This window comes from Paraburkholderia bryophila (assembly GCF_003269035.1).
GTDB lineage: Bacteria > Pseudomonadota > Gammaproteobacteria > Burkholderiales > Burkholderiaceae > Paraburkholderia > Paraburkholderia bryophila.
This window is the reverse complement of the sequence record NZ_QLTK01000024.1, coordinates 23524-44477: the sequence shown is the minus strand read 5'-3', so window position 1 is coordinate 44477 and position 20954 is coordinate 23524. Positions and strand designations below refer to the sequence as shown.

Annotated in this window: 16 protein-coding genes; 10 read left to right on the top strand and 6 right to left on the bottom strand. The window is 64.7% G+C overall.

The genetic code is table 11. The features are described from left to right. The first annotated feature begins 18 nt into the window (after window positions 1-18). From BX591_RS26840 to tkt, 4 genes are all read left to right on the top strand, one after another. A complete protein-coding gene (locus BX591_RS26840; protein ID WP_111934353.1) occupies window positions 19-264 on the top strand; it encodes a DUF6723 family protein in 246 nt (81 codons plus the stop codon). Between the two features lie 212 nt (window positions 265-476). After that, window positions 477-794, top strand: a complete 318-nt coding sequence (locus BX591_RS26835) for a hypothetical protein (protein ID WP_244147130.1) — start codon at window positions 477-479, stop codon at window positions 792-794. Between the two features lie 80 nt (window positions 795-874). Continuing rightward, window positions 875-1420, top strand: coding sequence for a cupin domain-containing protein (locus BX591_RS26830; RefSeq protein ID WP_111934352.1), 546 nt, complete (start codon window positions 875-877; stop codon window positions 1418-1420). Window positions 1421-1695: 275 nt separating this feature from the next. Then, on the top strand, window positions 1696-3774 hold the full coding sequence (gene tkt, locus BX591_RS26825; RefSeq protein WP_111934351.1) for a transketolase: 2079 nt from the start codon (window positions 1696-1698) through the stop codon (window positions 3772-3774). 139 nt (window positions 3775-3913) lie between these two features. On the opposite strand, the gene BX591_RS26820 is transcribed toward tkt, so the two are convergent. The 4 genes from BX591_RS26820 to BX591_RS26805 all read right to left on the bottom strand — a co-directional run bounded on the left by BX591_RS26820 (window position 3914) and on the right by BX591_RS26805 (window position 9972). Beyond that, window positions 3914-4996 (bottom strand): hypothetical protein, encoded by a 1083-nt coding sequence (locus BX591_RS26820; protein ID WP_111934350.1) that lies wholly within the window; start codon window positions 4994-4996, stop codon window positions 3914-3916. Window positions 4997-5224: 228 nt separating this feature from the next. Then, window positions 5225-6316: a cell division protein ZapE gene (gene zapE, locus BX591_RS26815; protein WP_111934349.1), complete on the bottom strand. Its 1092-nt coding sequence runs from the start codon at window positions 6314-6316 to the stop codon at window positions 5225-5227. A 153-nt stretch (window positions 6317-6469) separates the two neighbouring features. Further along, entirely contained in the window at window positions 6470-8800 is a 2331-nt protein-coding gene (locus BX591_RS26810; RefSeq protein ID WP_111934348.1) for a hybrid sensor histidine kinase/response regulator, read from the bottom strand. A gap of 269 nt (window positions 8801-9069) precedes the next feature. After that, window positions 9070-9972: a YihY/virulence factor BrkB family protein gene (locus BX591_RS26805; RefSeq protein ID WP_111934347.1), complete on the bottom strand. Its 903-nt coding sequence runs from the start codon at window positions 9970-9972 to the stop codon at window positions 9070-9072. Between the two features lie 353 nt (window positions 9973-10325). Here BX591_RS26805 and BX591_RS26800 point away from each other — a divergent pair, with 353 nt between their 5' ends. The 3 genes from BX591_RS26800 (at window position 10326) to BX591_RS26790 (ending at window position 13900) form a co-directional block, all read left to right on the top strand. After that, the gene (locus BX591_RS26800; RefSeq protein ID WP_244147134.1) at window positions 10326-11570 is read left to right on the top strand and encodes a ligase-associated DNA damage response exonuclease; all 1245 of its coding nucleotides are present in this window, start codon (window positions 10326-10328) and stop codon (window positions 11568-11570) included. After that, complete coding sequence (locus tag BX591_RS26795; protein ID WP_111934346.1) at window positions 11567-13249, top strand: ATP-dependent DNA ligase; 1683 nt, start codon at window positions 11567-11569, stop codon at window positions 13247-13249. The genes BX591_RS26800 and BX591_RS26795 overlap by 4 nt, the downstream gene beginning before the upstream one ends. Before the next feature lie 192 nt (window positions 13250-13441). Beyond that, complete coding sequence (locus tag BX591_RS26790) at window positions 13442-13900, top strand: response regulator (RefSeq protein ID WP_111934345.1); 459 nt, start codon at window positions 13442-13444, stop codon at window positions 13898-13900. A gap of 68 nt (window positions 13901-13968) precedes the next feature. Here BX591_RS26790 and BX591_RS26785 read toward each other — a convergent pair whose 3' ends face one another. Then, window positions 13969-14373: a PRC-barrel domain-containing protein gene (locus BX591_RS26785; protein WP_176343127.1), complete on the bottom strand. Its 405-nt coding sequence runs from the start codon at window positions 14371-14373 to the stop codon at window positions 13969-13971. A 188-nt stretch (window positions 14374-14561) separates the two neighbouring features. Here BX591_RS26785 and glgX point away from each other — a divergent pair, with 188 nt between their 5' ends. The 3 genes from glgX to BX591_RS26770 all read left to right on the top strand — a co-directional run bounded on the left by glgX (window position 14562) and on the right by BX591_RS26770 (window position 19293). After that, window positions 14562-16778: a glycogen debranching protein GlgX gene (gene glgX, locus BX591_RS26780; protein WP_111934344.1), complete on the top strand. Its 2217-nt coding sequence runs from the start codon at window positions 14562-14564 to the stop codon at window positions 16776-16778. Between the two features lie 163 nt (window positions 16779-16941). Continuing rightward, a complete protein-coding gene (locus tag BX591_RS26775) occupies window positions 16942-17181 on the top strand; it encodes a DUF2934 domain-containing protein (RefSeq protein WP_111934343.1) in 240 nt (79 codons plus the stop codon). Window positions 17182-17187: 6 nt separating this feature from the next. Next, window positions 17188-19293, top strand: a complete 2106-nt coding sequence (locus BX591_RS26770; RefSeq protein WP_111934342.1) for an AI-2E family transporter — start codon at window positions 17188-17190, stop codon at window positions 19291-19293. A 49-nt stretch (window positions 19294-19342) separates the two neighbouring features. Here the strand turns inward: BX591_RS26770 and BX591_RS26765 are convergent, their stop codons facing one another. Then, window positions 19343-20953 carry an efflux transporter outer membrane subunit gene (locus BX591_RS26765; RefSeq protein WP_111934341.1) on the bottom strand — a complete coding sequence of 537 codons (1611 nt, stop codon included), beginning with the start codon at window positions 20951-20953 and terminating at the stop codon, window positions 19343-19345. Between the last annotated feature and the right edge of the window lies 1 nt (window position 20954).

Below are 20954 nucleotides of genomic sequence, written 5' to 3'. Positions count from 1 at the left end.
GGATAAGGGAAAAGACACATGGCGCGACATAAGGCCGACGTTGCTGACGATGACTTCGAGATTTACGCGAGCTATCACGGAACAGGCGACGGCCGTTACGTAGGTGGGCTGAAGGTAGTCAGAAAAGCGGACAGAAAACTTCTGTTTCCATTCGACGGCGCGCCCGAGATCGGGCCTTACGCGACCGCGGACGAAGCGCGCCGCGCCGCGATCGATTACGGACGCGAGATCGTGGCTGCGGACCGCGCGGCCCCGGAGCAGTGACACCAAACACGCCGGACACGCGAATCGTCGCGATCGTCAGGACGTTCTCCTTTTTACAAACAACGGCCGTGACCTCCACGTTCAGCGCCGCAACGCCCACGTCTATCAAGTCGGCGCAAGCGTCGCGCGAAGCCATCCGGCGCGTTTCACAGACAGGGACCGATTGTTGCTGCACCGATCAAATAGCCGACAGGCCAGTCAAGGAGAGCGACATGGAGCAGAGCGACGCGCAACACAACGATAGCGGCGGAAGCGACAACAGCGCCCCCCAGCACGGCGAATTCCGCACCACCACCAACGTATGGCACATCTCGCCGGAAACGAAACAGCGCAACAAACCGAGCGGCACGCATTACGTCGAACCGAGTCCACTCGGCATCGAACCCGTCGAGCAGACCGGCGTCGACAAGGCCACCAATCCACCGCGTTCGTCGGAGCGTCCCGCGCAGACCGCCGAAGTCCCGCTGGGCACCGGCGAGCACGGCGAGCCTCCGGGCGGCGGCGGCCGCGAGTCGCAGCGCAAGGAATAAGCGGCGCCACAACACGGCAACTCCGCAAAAGGCAACGCACACCGCCGCCGCTTGACTCGCAGCACGCACAGGAGCGAACCATGTTCAACGATTCGAAGCACGGTTTCGACGCGGCGCAGACCGAGTACGAAGCCTTCATGCTGGAGCCGCATGACTGGGTGCCGAACAACCGCAAACTACCGGTGGTGATTTATCGCCGGGCACTTTTGCCCGATAGCGGCGACCTCGCCGCCGCGTTCGAGATGCTGTTCGAGCGCAACGAATGGCCGCCGCAATGGCGCGACGGCATTTTCGACTATCACCATTTCCATGCGAGCGCGCATGAGGTGCTCGGCATCGCGGAGGGTTCCGCGCAGGTGATCGTCGGCGGTCCGGGCGGCCGGGTGGTGACCGTGTCCGCGGGCGATGCGTTGCTGCTGCCGGCCGGCACGGGCCATTGCCTGCAATCGTTCGCGCGGCATTTTCAGGTGGTGGGCGGTTATCCGCAAGGGCAGCAGTGGGACATTCGTCGCGAAGCGCTCACACCGCAAGACATGGCCGCGATGAACGCACTGCCGTTTCCGCCGATGGATCCGATCGACGGCAAGCTCGGCCCGCTGGTCGAGTTATGGCTGCACGCGGCCTGAAACGGAGCGATGCGACGCGACGTGCGCGGCGGTTTGGCCCTGCGTCGAAGCCGATACCGCAAGCGTCCTGAAAGATCCATCGTCCGTACGGCGCGGATTGTCGCGTTGGCCTGGCAACTAGCGTGCAGAATCGCGCGCATCGGCGCATCATCGGTGAGCCTGTGCGGTTTGCCTGCGTTACCCCCCGAACACCACCACCGGCCGCGCTCGCCGAATCGCTGAATGAGGCGCGGCATGCCGGCCATGTTCTCCACCGCCGAACAAGGAGTGTCCCCATGCAAAACGATCCCGCCCTCGACCAGTTGTGCATCAACACGATTCGCACACTGGCCATGGACGCCGTGCAAAAGGCCAATTCCGGTCACCCCGGCACGCCGATGGCGCTGGCGCCGGTTGCTTACCATCTGTGGCAAAACCATCTGCGTTACGATCCGGACGAACCGCTGTGGCCGAATCGCGACCGCTTCGTGCTGTCGGTCGGGCATGCGTCGATGCTGCTGTATTCGCTGCTGCATCTGGCCAACGTGAAGGCCGTGGACGACGACGGTAACGTGACCGGCGGACCTGCCGTGTCGCTCGACGACATCGAACATTTCCGCCAACTCGGCAGCAAGACGCCGGGCCATCCCGAATACCGCATGACCACCGGCGTGGAAACGACCACGGGACCGCTCGGCCAGGGGCTCGGCAATAGCGTGGGCATGGCGATGGCCGCGCGCTGGTACGAGAGCCGCTTCAACCGGCCGGACGCGCCGCTATTCGACTACCGCGTGTACGCGTTGTGCGGCGACGGCGACATGATGGAAGGCATCTCTCACGAAGCGGCGTCGCTCGCGGGCCATCTGAAACTGTCGAATCTGATCTGGATCTACGACAGCAACCGCGTGACGATCGAAGGCCACACCGACCTCGCGTACAGCGACGATGTGGAAAGCCGCTTTCGCGGCTACAACTGGCACACGCTGCACGTAAACGACGCGAACGACGCCGCCGCGCTCGAAGCCGCGTTCGTCGAGGCGAAAAGCATCACGGACCGGCCGACGCTGATCGTGGTGCACAGTATTATCGGCTGGGGTTCGCCGCATAAGCAGGACACCTCGGCGGCACACGGCGAAGCGCTCGGCGTCGAAGAAGTTGCTTTGACCAAGAAAGCGTATGGCTGGCCCGAAGACAAATTCTTCTACGTGCCGGACGGCGTGCACGAACGTTTCGCGCAAGGCATCGGCGCGCGCGGCAAGGCGGCGCGCGCCGAATGGCTCGCGAAGCACGATGTCTATCACAAGCAGTATCCGGAACTGGCGCGCGAACTCGCGTTGATCGAAGCGCACGAATTGCCCACCGGCTGGGACAGCGATATTCCCACGTTCGACGCGGACCCGAAGGGCGTCGCGTCGCGCGATTCGTCAGGCAAGGTGCTCAACGCCATCGCCGCGCGCGTGCCGTGGATGATCGGCGGTGCGGCGGATCTGTCGCCGTCCACCAAGACCAATCTGAAATTCGAAGGCGCGGGCAGCTTCGAAGCCGATAACTACGGCGGCTGCAATCTGCACTTCGGCATTCGCGAACATGCCATGGGCGCGGCGGTCAACGGCCTCGCGTTGTCGAATCTGCGGCCGTTCGGTTCGACCTTCCTGATTTTCAGCGACTACATGAAGCCGCCGATCCGTCTGTCGGCGATCATGGAAGTGCCGGCGATCTACGTCTTCACGCACGATTCGATCGGCGTCGGCGAAGATGGTCCGACCCATCAGCCGATCGAGCAACTGGCGTCGCTGCGTGGCGTGCCGGGGCTGACCGTGCTGCGCCCCGGCGACGCGAACGAGGTGGCCGAAGCGTGGCGGGTGGCGCTCTCGCATCCGCGGCGGCCGTCGTGCATCGTCGTCTCGCGCCAGGCGTTGCCGACGCTCGACCGCAGCCGTTATGCGTCGGCAAAGGGCGTGCAGAAGGGCGCCTATGTGCTTGCCGACGCGCCCGACGGGCAGAAGCCGCAGGTGATCCTGATGGCGACCGGCAGTGAATTGTCGGTGTGCGTCGACGTCTACGAAAAGCTCAAGGGCGAAGGCATTGCGGCGCGCGTGGTGTCGATGCCGTCGTGGGATGTGTTCGAGCGTCAGGACGAGGCGTATCAGGAATCGGTGCTGCCGGATGACGTGGTTGCACGTGTGGCGGTGGAGCAGGCGGCGTCGCTGGGTTGGGATCGCTATGTGGGACGGCACGGCGCGCAGGTGGTGATGCACACGTTCGGCGCGTCCGCGCCGCTCGCCGAACTGAAGAAGAAGTTCGGCTTTACGCCGGAGCATGTGTACGAGGCGGCGAAGCAGCAGATTGCGAGAGTGCAGGGCAAGCGGAGTTAGGCGCTTCTTATCGCATGAGTTCGGTTCGCTTTGAACTGCATGATGCGTAGTATAAAACCGGCGGTGTCAGTTCACAGTTCATAAAACCCGCCGGTTTTTTACGTCACACCGCCAGCCTCGGTTTCAACAAACGCCCCGATCAATTCGCCGGAATCGTCACCACCGGCGCCTTGCTGCTCGTATCCGCTTCCGCCAGCGCCATCAGATTCTGCACGACGGTGAACGCGTATTTCGAATCGAAGTCGTTGCGGTCCACCCAATACGCGGACGGGCCATAAGAAATCATCACGTACACATCGTCGGGCGGCGTCTTGCCCGAATGGACGATGATCGTCGGCCGCGTCTCGCCGCCGATCAGACCCACGGTCGGCTTGGTCGACCCATCGTCGATACGGGCGACTGGCACCTGCACCTGTGCGCCGAGATCGCTCAGAATGCCGAGCACCGAGCGCGTCACCATCGGAATAGTGTCGCCCTTTTTCGACGACGACGGCCCATAGACGATCTCATACGTGCGCGTCGCCGAAGACAGATGCAGCAGTCGGCGCACCCGCGCGAGATCCGCGCCGGTTTGCGGCGACTCGCCGCTGGTGGCCGCGCCCATCACCAGATACACGCCCATCTGGCCGCTCTTGCCGTCGGCCTGGCGCGACTCGACATTCAGTTCGCCTGCGAGTTGCAGACGGCGCAGCGCCTGCAGCAATTCGAAGAAACCCGGCGCGCCCGCGCTGTTTTCTCCGCCGAGCGCGTTGCCGTTCTGCAGACCGCCCACCGATTGCGCGGTGATACGTAGCAACAGATCGATCGGGATGCCGCCTTCGGCTAGCGGTAATACCAGCGATGGCGCGAGCGGCCGGATATACGCGGACGCGAATGCGTCGCCGGTCGTCGGTGTGAAGGTGAAGGTCGGGTGATTCGAATAGGACACGCTGCCGGTGGCGAGCGCGTAGCTCGGCTGGCTGCCCGAACCGGCGTTGGCGGTGGCGCCGCCGGTGGCGTCGAACGTGTAGGCGGCGATGATGCTACTGACGCTCAGGAAGGCCGGCGCATCGCCGTAACGCAGGCCGACCACGGCGGCGAGAATCTCGCGTTTCTTGGCGTCGCCCAACGCGCGGGCGTAATCGACCTGGTCGGCTTTGAGACGGGAAGGCCCGATATGTACACAGGCCGACGTGAGGCAGGCCGCGCAAAGCGCGGCAACGACAGAAGCGGTTCTGATCATGGCGACGAACGAGGCTGAGGGTAATCCGCAGAAGAATGAGTCCGCTGCGCCGGTAGCAGGGCCCATTCCCGCCTGCCTGTCGGACGAGCCGCTTTCGTCGTTTCACCTGATGAATAGGCATGAGCGTCGGCCGAGTGGGCGGCCTTCTCGCGCAGGATTTGCCGTCACGTTGCAAGATTTGCAGAATGCGCGCAGCCGACCCGCCCGCGTTTCCAGCCTACGCGCGAATCAAGGCGCGAGGGCGGTTCGCCCGACGCCGGCGGCGGCATCTTCGAGCGTGTTCCGATACGCGCGCGACTGCATCTCCGCGAGCCGGCTCAGCGTTCTCGACAGATCGTGCGCGCCCGCGAGGCCCGCGAGCGCCGCTTCGATCGGTTGATCGGACGCGATGAACAGCGCGCGTTTGCGGTCGTAGAAAATATCCACCAGCCACACCAGCCGCTGCAACGTAGGCGATTTCGTCAGCCGGTCGGTGTGCAGGTTGTCGACAATCAGCCCATGCCATTGCCCGGCGAGATCGAGATAGTCGAGGTGCGAACGGCTCGCCACGCATAAGCTGTCGAAGTCCGCCCACAACAAGGCCGCGCCTGCTGCGCGCGCGGTGAGCGGCCGGCCCGCCGCGCTCAGCGTGACGGGTTCGAGGCTCGCATCGTCGCCTTCGTGGCGCACGAAAATCTGCCGCAGCGCGTCGTGATTCGACGGGTCCAGCGGCGCGAAGAATCGCGGCGCCTCGGCTTCTTCGCCACCGAAACGATAGTCGCGCGCGCCGTCGAAATGGATCACGGTGAAGCAACGCTCGATCTGTTCGATGGTCGGCAGAAAACGTTCGTGAAATTCCGGATCGGACAGCAGCGCACCCGGCGCGTAGTTCGAGGTCAGCATGATGCGTGTGCCGAGGCGGATCGCGGTGTCGAGGAAACGGCCCATCAGGAACGCGTCGGCGATATCGTGTACATGGAATTCGTCGAAGCACAGCAAGTCGATGCCGTCGAGCCACTGCCGCGAGACCGAGCCGAGCCGGTCGTCGCCGCGAGGTTCGCTGACGAGCCGCCGGTTCATCTCGCGCAGAAATTCGTGGAAGTGCAAACGCCGTTTGCCGCATGCCGCCAGTTCGAACGCGGTGTCGACCACGAGGCTTTTGCCGCGGCCGGGAAGCCCGTGGCAATACACGCCTTGGCGCGTGGACGTCGCTTCGTCGATCCCGCGCCGGGCTTGCGGATGCAGCAGCGCGACGAGCGCCGCGATCGCGTCGCGCTGGCTGGCGTCGGGCTCGATGCCGCGCGCGGTGAGGGCGCGGGTGACCTGAGCCTCGTCAAGCATGAACGAGCGTCCCGCAGGCGGAGTACAGGGCATGGGCGGTCAGGACGGCGGCGAAGTCGGTGAGCATGGAGGGCAGGCGGGACATGAGCGCGTTAGTTTAACAAGGGCTGCCGGCAGGGCTTAAACGCGCAACGATTGCAAACCATCGCCGCCTCAAACCCGCTGCCGCCCCAACACCTGCTGCAACTCGCGCGGATCGACCGGTTTCGTGAAGTGATGATCGAAGCCCGCTTCCACGGCAGTCTGTTTGTCCTGCTGCTGCCCCCAGCCCGTCACAGCAATCAGCAGAAGACTCGCGCCGCCATAGTCGCGACGAATCCGCCGCGCGACCTCGTAGCCATTGAGCCGCGGCAAACCGATATCGAGAATCACCGCGTGCGGCGCGAATTCACCGATCAACGCCAGCCCCGCGAGACCGTCGCCGGCCGTGCGCACTTCGTGGCCTTCGAGTTCGAGCACCATCGCGAGACTGTCGGCGGCGTCGGCGTTGTCGTCGACGATCACGACCCGCAGGCCGGCCGCAAGCGCGGGCTCGGGTGCGGCACGGTCGGCCGGTGCCGAGGCGGCGCGCGACAGCGGCAGGCGGATCATGAACTCGCTGCCGGAGCCCGCGCCGTCGCTGAAGGCCGCCACCGTGCCGCCGTGCAGTTCCGCGAGCCCGCGCACCAGCGCGAGACCGATGCCGAGTCCGCCTTGCGAGCGGTCGAGCGCGGGCGCCAGTTGCGAGAACATTTCGAACACGCTGTCCAGATGCTCGCGCGGAATCCCGATACCGGAGTCGCGCACCACGATCACCGCTTCGTCGCCTTCGCGCTCCGCCGCGAGCGAGATGCGGCCGCCGGGCGGTGTGTACTTGGCGGCGTTGTTCAGCAGATTCAGGATCATCTGCGACAGGCGCGTGGGATCGGCGTCGAGATAAATCGGTTCGCGCGGCAACGTCACGCTCAGATGATGCGATGAAGCCTGCACGGTCGGCCGCGCCGCTTCCATGGCCGACTGCATCGCGCGGGCGAGTTCGAGGCGTTGTTTGCGCAATTCCAGCTTGCCCTGCGTGATCCGCGAGACCTCCAGCAGATCGTCGACCAGATGCGTCATATGTTGCAACTGCCGGTCGAAGACGTCGCGCGACCAGCTCAGTTGGGGATCGGCGAATTCCTTGAGCCGCAAAATTTCGAGCACGTTGCGCATCGGCGCGAGCGGATTGCGTAACTCGTGCGCGAGCGTGGCGAGAAATTCGTCCTTGCGACGGTCGGCTTTCGAGAGTTCGAGATTCAGGCGCTGCAGTTGCTGCTCGGCGCGGCGGCGCTCGGTAATGTCGCGGCTCACGCAAACCGCGCCGTAAATGTCGCCCCGCGCGTTCGCGAGCGGTTTGACGACGGTGTCGCACACGCCGTGCGAACCGTTGCGCCGTACGAACGGCAACTCGCCGCGCCAGGTGCCCTCGGCGGCGAGGGCGGCGAAGGCTTCGCGGCGAATCCGCAACGCCGCTTGCTGCGGGTGGAACATCGTGACAGGCTTGCCGAGAATCTCGCGTCGCCGATAGCCCAGCATGCGCTCGCCGCCGACGTTGAAATCGGTGATATTGCCGCGCAGATCGGTGATCACGATCGCGTCGCTCAGGTGCTCGAAAATCGCCGCCTGGCGCAGCAGCACGGTCTGCGCTTCCTTGCGCTCGGTGATGTCCGTGCCGAGACCGTAGACGGTCAGCGGCTCGCCCTGACGGTCGTAGGTCGCGCGGCCGCGGCCTTCCATCCAGCACCAGTCGCCGCTCGCATGCAGAAAGCGGAATTCCACGACGTAATCGTCGGCGCTCGCCAGCGCGTGTGCCACCGCCTCGTTGAGCGCGATCAGGTCGCCCGGATGAATCAGCTCGAAGAAGCCGCCGGGTATCCTGGCAAAGCGTCCTTCGGCGTAGCCCGCGAGCGCTTCCAGTTCGCGGCTCCACCAGAACTTGCCGGACTTCGGCTCGTGCGACCACGCGCCCATGCGCGCGCCGCGCATGGCGAGGCTCAGCACGTCGCGGCTTTCCTGCAGCTCCTGTTGGGCACGCTGATGCGCGGCCACCGAAGCCTCCGCGTTGCGCCGTGCGAGCAGCAAGTCCTGCTCGTACTTATGACGGTCCTCGACGATCAGCACCGCGATCTCGAGGAAGTCGGCGTTGTCGTGACGGCGGCATGCCGCGTTGAGCAGCATCGGCACCATATGGCCGTCGCGGTGCACCATGTTCAGCTTGATCTCGGCCACCGAGCCCTGGGTTTGCAGCAGCGGCGCCCAATGCGTCTGATAGAACACCTTGCCGCCGGCGCTCAGCAGATCGTTCAGTTGCTTCGACGCGACGAGTTCGGCGGCGTCGTAACCGAGCCAACCGCAGAAAGTCGCGTTCACACGCAGGATACGGCCGAGGTGATCGGTCAGCAGCAGGCCGCAGGCGGCGTGCTCGAATAATGCGTCGGCGGAAGGCTGCGGGCGGTCCGTGCTTGACATTGCGTTATGGGACTCGCGGCCCGGTCGAGGTGTGAATGGCCGGCACCGTGACTGGTTTGCCGCTGGCGGTATTCGGTAGGTCGTGGCGCTGCGCGATGCTCATCGTGATGTCCTGAGGCCTGCTGGGCATGAAACGGCGATTGCGTCCGGCCCGCCGGCTTCGACGGATGTTACCGCAGTCTCAGGGCAAATCGAGGTTGGCGTGCGACATGCTGCACCGGTCATGCGACATGCATTGACAACGCGAGGCAGTTCGTCATGAAACGGCTTCAGCCGGTTTTGATGGTCGGCACCGGCGCGGCCGCCGGTTCGAGTCCGAAGCGTTCGTACTGGGAGATCACCTGAGCGCCGAACAGCAGAAGCGTGGCGAGCCATTCGAGACTGAACAGGATCACGATCGCCATGGTCAACGAGCCGTACACCACGCTGACCTGCGAGAGCGTGGCGAAATACCAGACCAGCACGTGGCGGGTGATTTCCCACAGCGCGGCTGCAACCACGCCGCCGAGCAGCGCGTGTTTGAGCGACGGCTTGCCGACCGGCATGACCAGATAGATCGAGGTCAGCACGAAGATTTCACCGGCGAGGCCCAGCAGATACAGCACCACCCGCGAGAGCCCTTGCAGTGATACGTGCAGGCCGAACAGATCGACCCCTTCGGCGCCGATCGCTTCGAGTCCGCTCGATACGAACGTGACGATCAACAGGCCGACGCCGAGAAACAGAATGTAGCAATACGGTAGCAGCGCCGACAGCAAAAAGTGCCGCCGCCTGACGACCACGCGATGCACGAAGATCAGCGACATCGCATTTTCCAGCACGGTAAACGCCAGCGAACTGAAGAAGATCATCGTCACGAGCAGCACCCAGCCGATCACCGCGCGGTGCGCCAGAAAATTCGCGAGCTCGCGCACCAGTGCAGAAGATTGTCCCGGTACGAGCCATTGCAGAAGATGCCCGAGCGCTGTCAACAATACCTGCTGCGGGACCATCCGCGACAGGACGATCACAATCAGGATCAGCAATGGCACGATGGAGAGCAGCGCGTAATACGCCACCGCGCCCGCGAGCAGCAAACCCTGGTTCGCGCGGAACGCCTTCAGCGTCTGCAGCACGAAGCTGCCGGGATGTTTCGCGACATACAGCGCGTGTTCGTCGATGAGCGTTTGCATGGGGCCTCGCGGCGCACGTGGCGGACGGTAATGGGGGGCGTCCTCGCCGACGTGCTGAACTTTGCTGCGTGAACTGAAGCAAGAACGCAGCCATACTGGGGGGGAGGGGCGTGCGATTGAGCGTGAACCGCGCGCTGGCCGCCTTGCGCCTACCCGATACGCCATTGCTACGCGCGCCGCATTCGTGTCGGGAATACAGCTTGCTTGCCGATGCGCGGCAAGGGTTACCGGTCGGCAGCCGGCGCGGGTTTTTCGCAACGGGCCGAGGGGCCATCGCAACGGAGCCGCCATTGACTAGCGCGTTTGACGATCAGGACCACGAGCAAGACCATGCGCAGGACCCCGAGCAGCCCGTGAAACACGATCCCACCCACGACGACACCCAGGACCTCGTCGTCGCGCGCCCCGAAGGGCTGTATTGCGCGGCGGGCGACTTCTACATCGATCCATGGCGGCCGGTCGAGCGCGCCGTGATCACCCACGCGCATTCCGACCACGCCCGCTTCGGCCATCGTCATTACCTTGCGGCGCGACCCGGGGCGAACGTGCTGCTGTCGCGCTTGCCCGGCATCACGTTACAAACGCTCGCTTACGGCGAACGACTTGCCGTCGGCAACACGGTCGTCTCACTGCATCCCGCCGGGCATGTGCTCGGTTCGGCGCAAGTGCGGATCGAACACGCCGGCCGCGTGTGGGTCGCCTCGGGCGACTACAAGCTCGACCCCGATCCCACCTGCGAGGCGTTCGAACCCGTGCGCTGCGATACCTTCATCACCGAATCGACCTTCGGCTTGCCGATCTACCGCTGGGACCCGCCGCAAAGCGTGTTCGACGGTATCGATTCCTGGTGGCGCCGCAACGCCGCCGAAGGGCGCGCGTCGGTGCTGTTCTGCTATTCGTTCGGTAAGGCTCAGCGCGTGCTGGCCAGCGTCGACGCCGGCATCGGCCCGATCTTCTGTCACGGCGCGGTCGAACCGCTCAATCGCGCCTATCGCGAAGCCGGCGTGCCGTTGCCGCCGGTCAGGCTGGTCAGCGAAATCGAGCGCAAGGACAAGGCGATGTTTCGCCAGGCGTTGATCGTGGCGCCGCCGTCCGCGCAAGGCAGCGCGTGGCTCAAACGTTTCGGCGACTATAGCGACGCTTTTGCCTCGGGCTGGATGCGTCTGCGCGGCGCGCGGCGTCGACGCGGCGTCGACCGTGGCTTCGTGCTGTCGGATCACGCCGACTGGCCGAGCCTGCAAAGCGCGATTCAGGCGACCCAGGCGCGCCGCGTGATCGTCACGCATGGTTCGGTCGAACCGATGGTGCGCTGGTTGCGCGAGCAAGGACTCGAAGCCGGCGCGTTTGAAACGCAATACGGCGACGATACGGACGCGGCGGACGCAGCGGATGCAGCGCCCGGCGACGCGACCGCGACCGCGCAGGACAGCGACGCCGCATCGCAAGTGCTCGTTGCGAAAGACCATGACGGCCCACCGCAAGCGCTCGCCGCGAAAGACAGCGATGCCGCTCGCCATGCCCCAGCCGGGCAGGCCGACGAACCCGTCGCTCAGCCCGCGCCGCGCGACGATTCCCTGCCCGGCGCGAACCCCCGATGAAACGTTTCGCCGCCCTCTACGCCGCGCTCGACGCCAGCACCTCCACGCACGACAAACTCGAAGCGCTGACCGCCTATTTCGCCGTGGCCGCGCCGGAAGACGCTGCGTGGGCCGCCTACTTCCTGGCCGGCGGCAAGCCTCGCCAGGCGGTGCCCACCCGTCAGTTGACCGAGATCGCGCGGGAACGGGCCGGTCTGCCGCCGTGGCTATTCGAAGAGTCGTATCACGCGGTCGGCGATCTGGCCGAGACTATCGCGCATATCTTGCCGCCTGCCGAGCGCAGTTCCGAACTGGGTCTCACGCAATGGATCGAGCAGCGCGTGCTGACGCTGCGCGGCATCGCGCCCGACGAACTGCGCACGCGTCTGCTCAGCTATTGGGACGAGCTCGACTGGAGCGGCCGGTTTCTGCTGACCAAACTGATCGGCGGCGGCTTTCGGGTCGGGGTGGCGCGGCAACTGGTCGTCAGGGCGTTGGCGGAAATCGCGGGCGTCGACCATAAGCGCATCGCGCAACGCATGGTCGGCTGGACCGACTCGCAACAGAAGCCCGACGCGGCGCGCTATCTGCGTCTGATCGCGCCGCAAGCCGCCGACGAAAACACCGACGCGCAGCACGGCGAGTTCAGGCACGACAGCGATCTCGGCTTACCGTATCCGTTCTTTCTCGCGCATCCGTTGCAGGCCGAGCCGGCGACGCTCGGCGCGCCGTCGCTGTGGCAGATCGAATGGAAGTGGGACGGCATACGCGCACAGCTCGTCAAACGCGATGGCCGCGTCTGGTTGTGGTCGCGCGGCGAGGAGTTGATCACCGACCGCTTTCCCGAAGTCGCGGCGCTCGGCGACGCGTTGCCGGACGGCTACGTGATCGACGGCGAAATCCTCGCATGGCAGCCGGGCGCGAATGCGCCTCTGCCATTTGCGCGGCTGCAACCGCGTATTGCGCGTAAAACGCTGACGAAAAAAATCCTCGCCGATTCGCCCGCCAGCTTGCTCGCCTACGACCTGCTCGAAGCGCAAGGCAGGGATCTGCGCACCACGCCGCTCGCGCAACGGCGCGCGCAACTCGATGCGCTGGCCACATCGATGGACGGCACGCTGGCGCGCGATCTGCTGCGCGTCTCGCCCTTGATCGACGCGCCGGACTGGCAGACGCTCGCCGCGCTGCGCGACGACAGTCGCGCGCGCGGCGTGGAAGGCCTGATGCTCAAACAGCGCGAATCGATGTATGGCGTAGGCCGCACCAAGGCATCGGGCACCTGGTGGAAGTGGAAGATCGATCCCTTCGCGGTCGACGCGGTACTCGTCTACGCGCAACGCGGTCACGGCCGCCGCGCGAGTCTTTACACGGATTTCACGTTCGCGGTCTGGGACGAAGCGAACGGCATGCGCACGCTCGTGCCGTTCGCGAAGGCTTATTCCGGCCTCACCGACGACGAAATGCGCCAGGTCGATGCGATCGTTCGTAAAACCACCATCGAGAAGTTCGGCCCCGTGCGCAGCGTGACCCCCACGCTGGTGTTTGAAATCGGCTTCGAAGGCATTCAGGCGAGCCCGCGTCATAAATCGGGCGTGGCGGTACGCTTTCCACGCATGTTGCGCTGGCGGACCGACAAGACGATCGACGACGCCGACACGCTCGCTATGCTCAAAGGATTTATCGACGATCGAGCGGGATAACCCTCAGAGCGGAAACCCTGGAAAAACCGCTGTCTTTTATTGACGCGCCCCAACTTGACTGCATGATATCGACGTGACCCGCCTCCGCGAGTTCATCCGATGAGAGACGCATATTGCCGGATCGCGGGAGCGAATCTTGCGCGCACGCCGCGGGTTGCGCCCACAGGGCGCCGGAAGAACAAGGAGAAAAGGGTGAGGCTCGACGACAGAATGGACGACAACGACGACGTCGTGGTGTGGCGGCCGATTCAGTATGCGATGGCGTCGCACCGTCGCGTGCTGGTGGTGGACGACTATCGCGAAGCGGCGGAGGCCTTGCAGATGCTGCTGAACGCGGACGGCTTCGAATGCCGCGCGCTGGAAGATCCGCTTGCCGTGTGCGACTTGGCGTGCGAATGGCAGCCGTTTGCCGTCGTGCTGGACATCAGGATGCCGGGTCTGGATGGGTTGGAACTGGCGCGGCGTCTGCGCGCGCATCCCGACACCTCGCATATGTTACTGGTGGCGTGTACGGCTTCCGCGTCGCGCGACGACCGGGCGCGTGCGAAGGCGGTCGGTTTCGATGCGCATTGCGCGAAGCCGTTGACCCCGGAACGGCTGTTGCGGGTGCTGGAATCGGCGGCGGCGCTGCCGGCGGTGGGGCCGTCGTGAGAGCGGTAAAAAAGATGGCGTGAAGGCGGCGCGATTCGCCACGACCTCGCGCCGATTCAGCAGAACCATCAATCCGGCGCGTACTTAAACTCCGGCAGCGTCTCGAGCGATTTTTTGGTGGCGCCAGGCAGCACGACGCGACGGTTGTCGATCTGCAAATCGTTGAACGGCACAGCCACCAGATGCTTGCCCATGCCAAGAAATCCGCCGACGGAAAGAATCGCGTAGGTGCCGCGATCGCCGCTCGGCGACACGATCAGATCGTCCAGCGTGCCGATAGTGTCTTTATTCCGGTTGTAGACGTCGGCGCCGCTTAGTTTCGACGCGCGATACCCACTCGCAAGCTGAACCACGTCGGTGCGTTTTTCCGTAATCGCTTGCGGTGCCCCTTGTGCGTAGGCATGACCGTAACCCGTCAGCGTGCCGAGCAGTAGTGCCGATACGACGAGCGGTTTGAGATGAAGTCGGCGCATGATGTGGTTTCTCCCTTGATGTGCAGTGGGCGCTCGTTGCGGCGCGTGTGGATCGCGTAGTAAATCGGATCCCACCTGCCGGCTGCAAGAGTTGTGCCGCGGCTGTACCTCGACGACTCAGGTCCGGAAGTTGCTAATTGAGCGAGCCCAACTCGCGCGCAAGCGCTCATGCTTTCACAGGAAACGCTATGTCATCCCAGGCCAACTTCTCGACGCGCATTGCCGAAGGCACGCCGTTCCCACTCGGCGCGACATGGAATGGCAGCGGTGTGAATTTCGCGCTGTTCTCGGCGCACGCCACCAAGGTCGAACTGTGTCTGTTCGACGACACCGGTACGGAAGAAATCGAGCGTATCGAATTGCCCGAATATACCGACGAGGTCTGGCATGTTTTCGTGCCGGGTCTGAAACCCGGCGCGGTCTACGGTTACCGCGTGCACGGCCCTTACGAGCCGGAACAGGGCCACCGTTTCAATCCGAACAAATTGCTGCTCGATCCGTATGCAAAGGCGCACATCGGCGAACTCAAATGGGCGCCTGAAATTTTCGGCTATACGCTCGGTTCGGAAGAGGGCGATCTGTCGTTCGACGAACGCGACAGCGCGCCGTTCGTGCCGAAGTGCAAGGTGGTCGACGCCAATTTCTCGTGGAGCCATCCGGAACGCAACGCGTTGCCGTGGGAACGCGTGATCTTCTACGAAACCCATGTGCGCGGTTTTACCAAACGTCATCCTGAAGTACCCGAGGCGCTACGCGGCACCTTTGCCGGGCTCGGCCAGCAGCCCGTGCTCGACTACATACGCAACCTCGGTGTGACCTCGATCGAATTGATGCCGATCCAGACCTTCGTCAACGACAGCTATCTGCTCGACAAAGGTCTCACCAACTACTGGGGTTACAACACCATCGGTTTTTTCGCGGCCGATCCGCGTTTCTTCGCGTCGCCGACGGACTCGGTGGCCGAGTTCAAGGAAATGGTCGACCGCATTCATAACAACAATCTCGAAGTCATTCTCGACGTGGTCTACAACCACACTGCGGAAGGCAACGAACGCGGCCCGACGATTTCGTTCAAGGGCATCGACAACGCGTCGTACTACCGCCTGATGCCCGACGAGCCGCGCTATTACATCAACGACACCGGCACCGGCAATACGCTGAACCTGTCGCATCCCCGCGTGCTGCAAATGGTGACCGACAGCCTGCGTTACTGGGTGACGGAAATGAAGGTCGACGGGTTCCGCTTCGACCTCGCGACGATTCTGGGCCGTGAAACCCACGGTTTCGACGAAGGCGGCGGCTTTCTCGATAGCTGCCGGCAGGACCCGGTGCTCTCCAGCGTGCGGTTGATCGCCGAGCCGTGGGACTGTGGCCCAGGCGGTTATCAGGTGGGTGGTTTTCCGCCGGGCTGGGCGGAATGGAACGACCGCTTTCGCGACACCGTGCGCGAATACTGGAAGGGCGACGAGGGCAAGGTCGCCGATCTCGCCACCCGGCTGACCGGTTCGGGTGACAGGTTCAATCGTCGCGGAAGGCGTCCGTGGGCGAGCGTGAATTTCGTCGCCGCGCACGACGGCTTCACGCTGAACGATCTGGTCTCGTATAACGACAAGCACAACGAGGCCAACGGCGAGGACAACAAGGACGGCCACTCGGACAACAAGTCGTGGAACATGGGCGTGGAAGGTCCGACCGACGACGCCGAGATCCGTCAGCAGCGCGAGCGCCAGAAACGTAACCTGCTGGCCACGCTGCTGCTGTCGCAAGGCACGCCGATGATTCTCGCGGGCGACGAATTCGGCCGCACGCAGCGGGGCAATAACAACGCCTATTGCCAGGACAACGAGATCAGTTGGGTCGACTGGGACGCGATCGACGACGAGGGCCGCGCGCTCACCGAGTTCGTCAAGAATCTGACGACCTTGAGGCATCGTTTGCCGGTGCTGCGGCGCGGCCGTTTTCTGAGCGGCGAATTCAACGAGGCGCTGGAGGTGACCGACGCGCGCTGGCTGTCGCCCGACGGCACGGATCTGTCGCAGGAGCAGTGGGACGACCCATCGATGCGCTGTTTCGGCCTCGTGATCGACGGCCGCGCGCAGGCCAGCGGAATTCGCCGGCCGGCTTCGGACGCGACCTTGCTGCTGGTGCTGAACGCCCATCACGACGTCGTCAATTTCACGCTGCCCGACATTCCCGAGGGCGACCGGTGGACCTGTCTGCTGGACACCAATATGCCCGTGCGCGCCGAGTTGCCCCAGTTCAGCGCTGGCGACGCTTACCAGGTGACGGCGCGCTCGCTCCTGCTGTTCGCGCTCGTAGCGCCGAGCCGAGCAACGCAACGCGTGTTCGACCGTCTTGAAGAACAGCTCACCACGGACGAAAGCGAAGCGCCCGACCCGGCATGACGACGCGTCGATCGATCGATGCGAGCATCCCCGAAACATTCGCGTAGCCAGGTATAGCGCTTGCTCGACTGCCGGTAACTGCGCGCTGTCGCCCATGTTTTCGTGCGGCCCGCGCGTAGCTCAACCGATACCGGTTTTCATCAGGTCTAACCGAGGTGATCAAATGGAACAGGAACCAAGCTCTCAAGAGGAACAGATTCGCGAGCGTGCCTATTACCTGTGGGAGCAAGCCACCGGTACGAAGGGCCCGCCCGACGAGTACTGGGAACAGGCTCGCGCCGAGGTCGAACAGAACACGCCGCTGGGCAAGAGCAAGCCGGTAGCGGGACACGGCGATGAAGGCGTGGAGGAGCCGCCCAGCGAAAAATCCGGCAAGCAACCCGCGAAGGAGCCTGCCCGGTAGTTGCCAATGAAAGACCTGCCCGACCCACGCGGTGTGCGGCCTGCCACCCAGATTCAGGCACCGCGCGCCGCTTTCGGCATCGACAGCCTGATCGCGCTTGCGGTCGGCATGGGCGTGGTTGCGTGTCTGTACTTGGCGAGCGCGGTGCTGATTCCGATCACGCTCGCCATTCTGCTCAGCTTTCTGGTGGCGCCGCTGGTGGATGCACTGGCGCGTCTGCGGCTGGGACATGTCGCGTCCGTGTTCGCCGCCGTGCTGGTGTCGATCTCGGTGATCGGCCTGCTCGGCACGCTGATCGCCACCCAGCTGACCGATCTCGCGTCCGGTATGCCGCGCTACCAGGCGACCATTCAGCACAAGATGGACACCGTCCACAGCGTGACGATCGGCAAACTCGACCGCTTTGCGGGCGCGGCCGGCCAGGCGCTGCAACGCGTGACGAGCGAGCCGGCGCCATCGCGCGGCAGCGCTTCGCCTGATACGGCGCACCCGCCGGCCGCCGTGCCCGTCGAAGTGCGCGAGCCGATCCCGACGCCGTTCGAACTGGCGCGCCGGGTGTTGTCGCCGGCGATCAGTCCGCTCGAAACGGCGTTCATCGTGTTCGTCGTGATGATCGTGATCCTGTTGCAACGCGACGATCTGCGCGACCGCGCGATCAGACTATTCGGTTCGCGTGATCTGCATCGCACGACGACGGTGATGGATGAAGCCGCCGGGCGCCTCAGCCGCTATTTCGTGTCGCAGTTGGGGGTGAACGCAGGTGTGGGTGTGGTGATCGGCACGGGGCTGTTTCTGATCGGCGTGCCGAGTCCGATTCTGTGGGGCATTCTCGCCGCGCTGCTGCGGCTCGTGCCGTATGTCGGCATCTGGATTTCGGCGACGCTGGCCACGGCGCTCGCTGCCGCGGTGAGTCCCGGCTGGGCCATGGCGATCGGCTCGCTGGCGCTGTTCGCGACTGTCGAGTTGCTGGTCGGGCAGGTGGTCGAGCCGCTGCTGTACGGACATAGCACTGGGCTCTCGCCGTTTTCGGTGGTGGTCGCGGCGATTTTCTGGAGCTGGATCTGGGGTCCGATAGGCTTGATTCTGTCGACGCCGCTCACGTTGTGCCTGCTGGTGCTGGGGCGTCATGTGCGGCGTCTGGAGTTTCTCGATGTGCTGCTCGGCGATCAGCCGGCGCTGACGCCCGTCGAGAATTTTTACCAGCGCGCGCTCGCGGGCGATCCGGACGAAGCGATCGAACAGGCCGAGCTTCTGCTGCGCGAGCGGTCGTTGTCGGCGTACTACGACGAGGTGGCGATCAAGGGTTTGCAGCTTGCCGCCAACGACGTGGAACGCGGTAGCGTGACAGCGATACAGCTCGCGCGGATCGAGTCGACCACGAACGATCTGGTGGATGCCCTCGACGGATACGAAGACGAGGAGCCCGCGCCGGCAGCTGTGGAGCCGACGTGGAGCGCGATGAGTCCGACCGTGCCGCCGAACGAGCCGCAAGCTGCCGAATCTGCGTCCGTTACAGCCGACGCCGACCGCGCAGACGCCGTGCGAGGCAACGCGGCGCGGCGCGTCGAGCCGCCGAGAATACAAGAGCTATCCCCGGGCAACGCAGCGGCGGATAAGCCGCTCGCCACTCCCCTCGACGTGCTCGCAAAGCCTGCCGCCCGACGCTCCGGCGACACCGCTCAGCCAGCGCGAAACCGTGTGCTCTGCCTGCCCGGGCGCGGGCCGCTCGATCCGCTTGCCGCCACGATTCTGCTGCAGCTACTCGGCAAGCACGGCTTCGCCTCGCGGACCTTGCCGCACGATGCCGCCTCGCGGGCCGCGATAGAACGGCTCGACGCGGACGACATCGACATTGTTTGTCTTCTGTATCTGCAGATCGACGGCATTCCGTCGCATTTGCGCTATCTGGTCAGGCGGTTGCGTGCGCGCTTGCCGCACGTGCATGTCGTCGTCGGCTTGTGGGGCAAGCAGGATACGGACAGGTGGAGCGCCGATTTGCAAAGCGCTCTCGGCGCGGAGTGCTATGCAGGTTCGTTGCGGGAAGTCCTGGCCGCGTGCCGGCGTATTGAAAGCGCGAACGAAGAAGAGGCGCTTGCCGTGGTCAACGCATGACCCGAAACCGCCTCGAACGCCCGAACGTCAGCGATATGTCGCGCGATGACTACCGGCTAGCGCTCGACGACGCATCCCCACCTTGCCACCCACCGCCCAGCGCCTTATACAACGCCACCAGATCGGTGCTCACCTGTACGGTGCCCTGCGCATATTGCTGTCGGGCCTGCGCCAACTGCCGTTCAGCGTCCAGCACGTTGATAAAGCTGGTGATCCCTTTGCGGTAGCTGTCCCGCGCGAGTTCATACGAGGTCTGCTGCGCGGCCACGCTGTCCCCCAACGCGTCGCGCCGGGACTGATCGGTGCGATATACCGCCAGTGCATTGTCCACGTCGCGTAGCGCCGTCAACACGGTCTTGCGGTAATCGAGCGCGGCTTCCGCCTGCTGCGCTTTCGACATGCGCAGATTCGACACCAGCGCGCCGCCCTGGAAAATCGGCAGCGACACGCTCGGCCCGAACGAATAGAACAGATGCGACCAGCGCGAGAGGTCGCTCGCATTCGTTGCGCGCGTGCCGATCTGGCCGGTCAGCGAGACGTCCGGGTAAAACTGCGCGACCGCCACGCCGACATTCGCCGTCGCCGCATGCAGGTTGGCCTCGGCGCGGCGAATATCCGGCCGGCGCCGCGCGAGTGTCGACGGTAAACCGACCGGTACGGTGGGCGGTACGGGTGGCACCGCGGCAGGCGTGCCGAGTTCCGTTTCCAGTGCACCGGGCGCCTCGCCCACCAGATACGCGAGGCCATTCAACGCCTGAGCGATCTGCTGATCGAATTGCGGCAACTGCGCCTGGGTCTGCGCGAGCTGGGCGACCGCGGCTTTGACGTCGATCTGGCTGGCGAGACCGACCTTCGCCTGGCTCTGCGTCAGCGTGACGATCTCGCGCTGCTGATCGACGAGGCTCGCGGTGATGTCGTGCAAGGCCTGCGCGCCGCGCAATTGCAGGTAGGTCTGCGCGACTTCCGCTTCGAGCGAGAGCAGCGCGTCGTTGCGGCTCTCCTCGGCGGCTTCGGTTTGCGCGTTCGCGGCCTCGACCGAGCGGCGCACCCGGCCGAACAGATCCAGTTCCCATGACGCGTCGAAACCTGCTTGCCAGAGATTGACCGGCGCGGTGAGCTGGTTCAGCAGGTTGTTCGCGCCGCTTTGCAGTGTCGCGCCCGCACCCGGCGCGATCGCGTTGACCGGTGAGTTCGCCGCGCCGAGTTGATCGACCTTGTCGTACACGCCGTCCGATTCCAGAAAACCCTTCACACCGAGCTGCTCGCGCTGGTAGCTGCCGCTCGCGCGCACGTTCGGCAGTCCCTGAGCGGCGGCGCTCTGCACCTGCGTGCGGGCTTCGACGATACGCAAGACGGCCTCCTGCAAATCCAGGTTGCCACGCACGGCACGTTCGATCAGCGTATCGAGCTGCGGATCGTTGAAATTGCGCCACCAGCGCGGATCGGGGTCGGTGTCGAGCGTCGGCACGGACGCCACGCTCGCGGCGGAAGCCGGGGTGGCGCCGGCGGCGGATGCAGCGGCAGCCGCGCGCTGCGGATCGCGCCACTGCGCGGGTACGTCGGCATCCGGCGCATGAAAATCCGGCCCGACGCTGCAGGCGGCCAGCAGCATGGCCAGAGACAGCACCGATAACTTCGGAGCACAACGCGAGCGTGTCATA

Excerpts from the sequence above, each read along its gene's own strand:
- BX591_RS26840 (WP_111934353.1), top strand. The coding sequence starts at position 19 with ATGGCGCGACATAAGGCCGACGTTGCTGACGATGACTTCGAGATTTAC.
- BX591_RS26835 (WP_244147130.1), top strand. The coding sequence starts at position 477 with ATGGAGCAGAGCGACGCGCAACACAACGATAGCGGCGGAAGCGACAAC.
- BX591_RS26830 (WP_111934352.1), top strand. The coding sequence starts at position 875 with ATGTTCAACGATTCGAAGCACGGTTTCGACGCGGCGCAGACCGAGTAC.
- tkt (WP_111934351.1), top strand. The coding sequence starts at position 1,696 with ATGCAAAACGATCCCGCCCTCGACCAGTTGTGCATCAACACGATTCGC.
- BX591_RS26820 (WP_111934350.1), bottom strand. The coding sequence starts at position 4,996 with ATGATCAGAACCGCTTCTGTCGTTGCCGCGCTTTGCGCGGCCTGCCTC.
- zapE (WP_111934349.1), bottom strand. The coding sequence starts at position 6,316 with ATGCTTGACGAGGCTCAGGTCACCCGCGCCCTCACCGCGCGCGGCATC.
- BX591_RS26810 (WP_111934348.1), bottom strand. The coding sequence starts at position 8,800 with ATGTCAAGCACGGACCGCCCGCAGCCTTCCGCCGACGCATTATTCGAG.
- BX591_RS26805 (WP_111934347.1), bottom strand. The coding sequence starts at position 9,972 with ATGCAAACGCTCATCGACGAACACGCGCTGTATGTCGCGAAACATCCC.
- BX591_RS26795 (WP_111934346.1), top strand. The coding sequence starts at position 11,567 with ATGAAACGTTTCGCCGCCCTCTACGCCGCGCTCGACGCCAGCACCTCC.
- BX591_RS26785 (WP_176343127.1), bottom strand. The coding sequence starts at position 14,373 with ATGCGCCGACTTCATCTCAAACCGCTCGTCGTATCGGCACTACTGCTC.
- glgX (WP_111934344.1), top strand. The coding sequence starts at position 14,562 with ATGTCATCCCAGGCCAACTTCTCGACGCGCATTGCCGAAGGCACGCCG.
- BX591_RS26775 (WP_111934343.1), top strand. The coding sequence starts at position 16,942 with ATGGAACAGGAACCAAGCTCTCAAGAGGAACAGATTCGCGAGCGTGCC.
- BX591_RS26770 (WP_111934342.1), top strand. The coding sequence starts at position 17,188 with ATGAAAGACCTGCCCGACCCACGCGGTGTGCGGCCTGCCACCCAGATT.
- BX591_RS26765 (WP_111934341.1), bottom strand. The coding sequence starts at position 20,953 with ATGACACGCTCGCGTTGTGCTCCGAAGTTATCGGTGCTGTCTCTGGCC.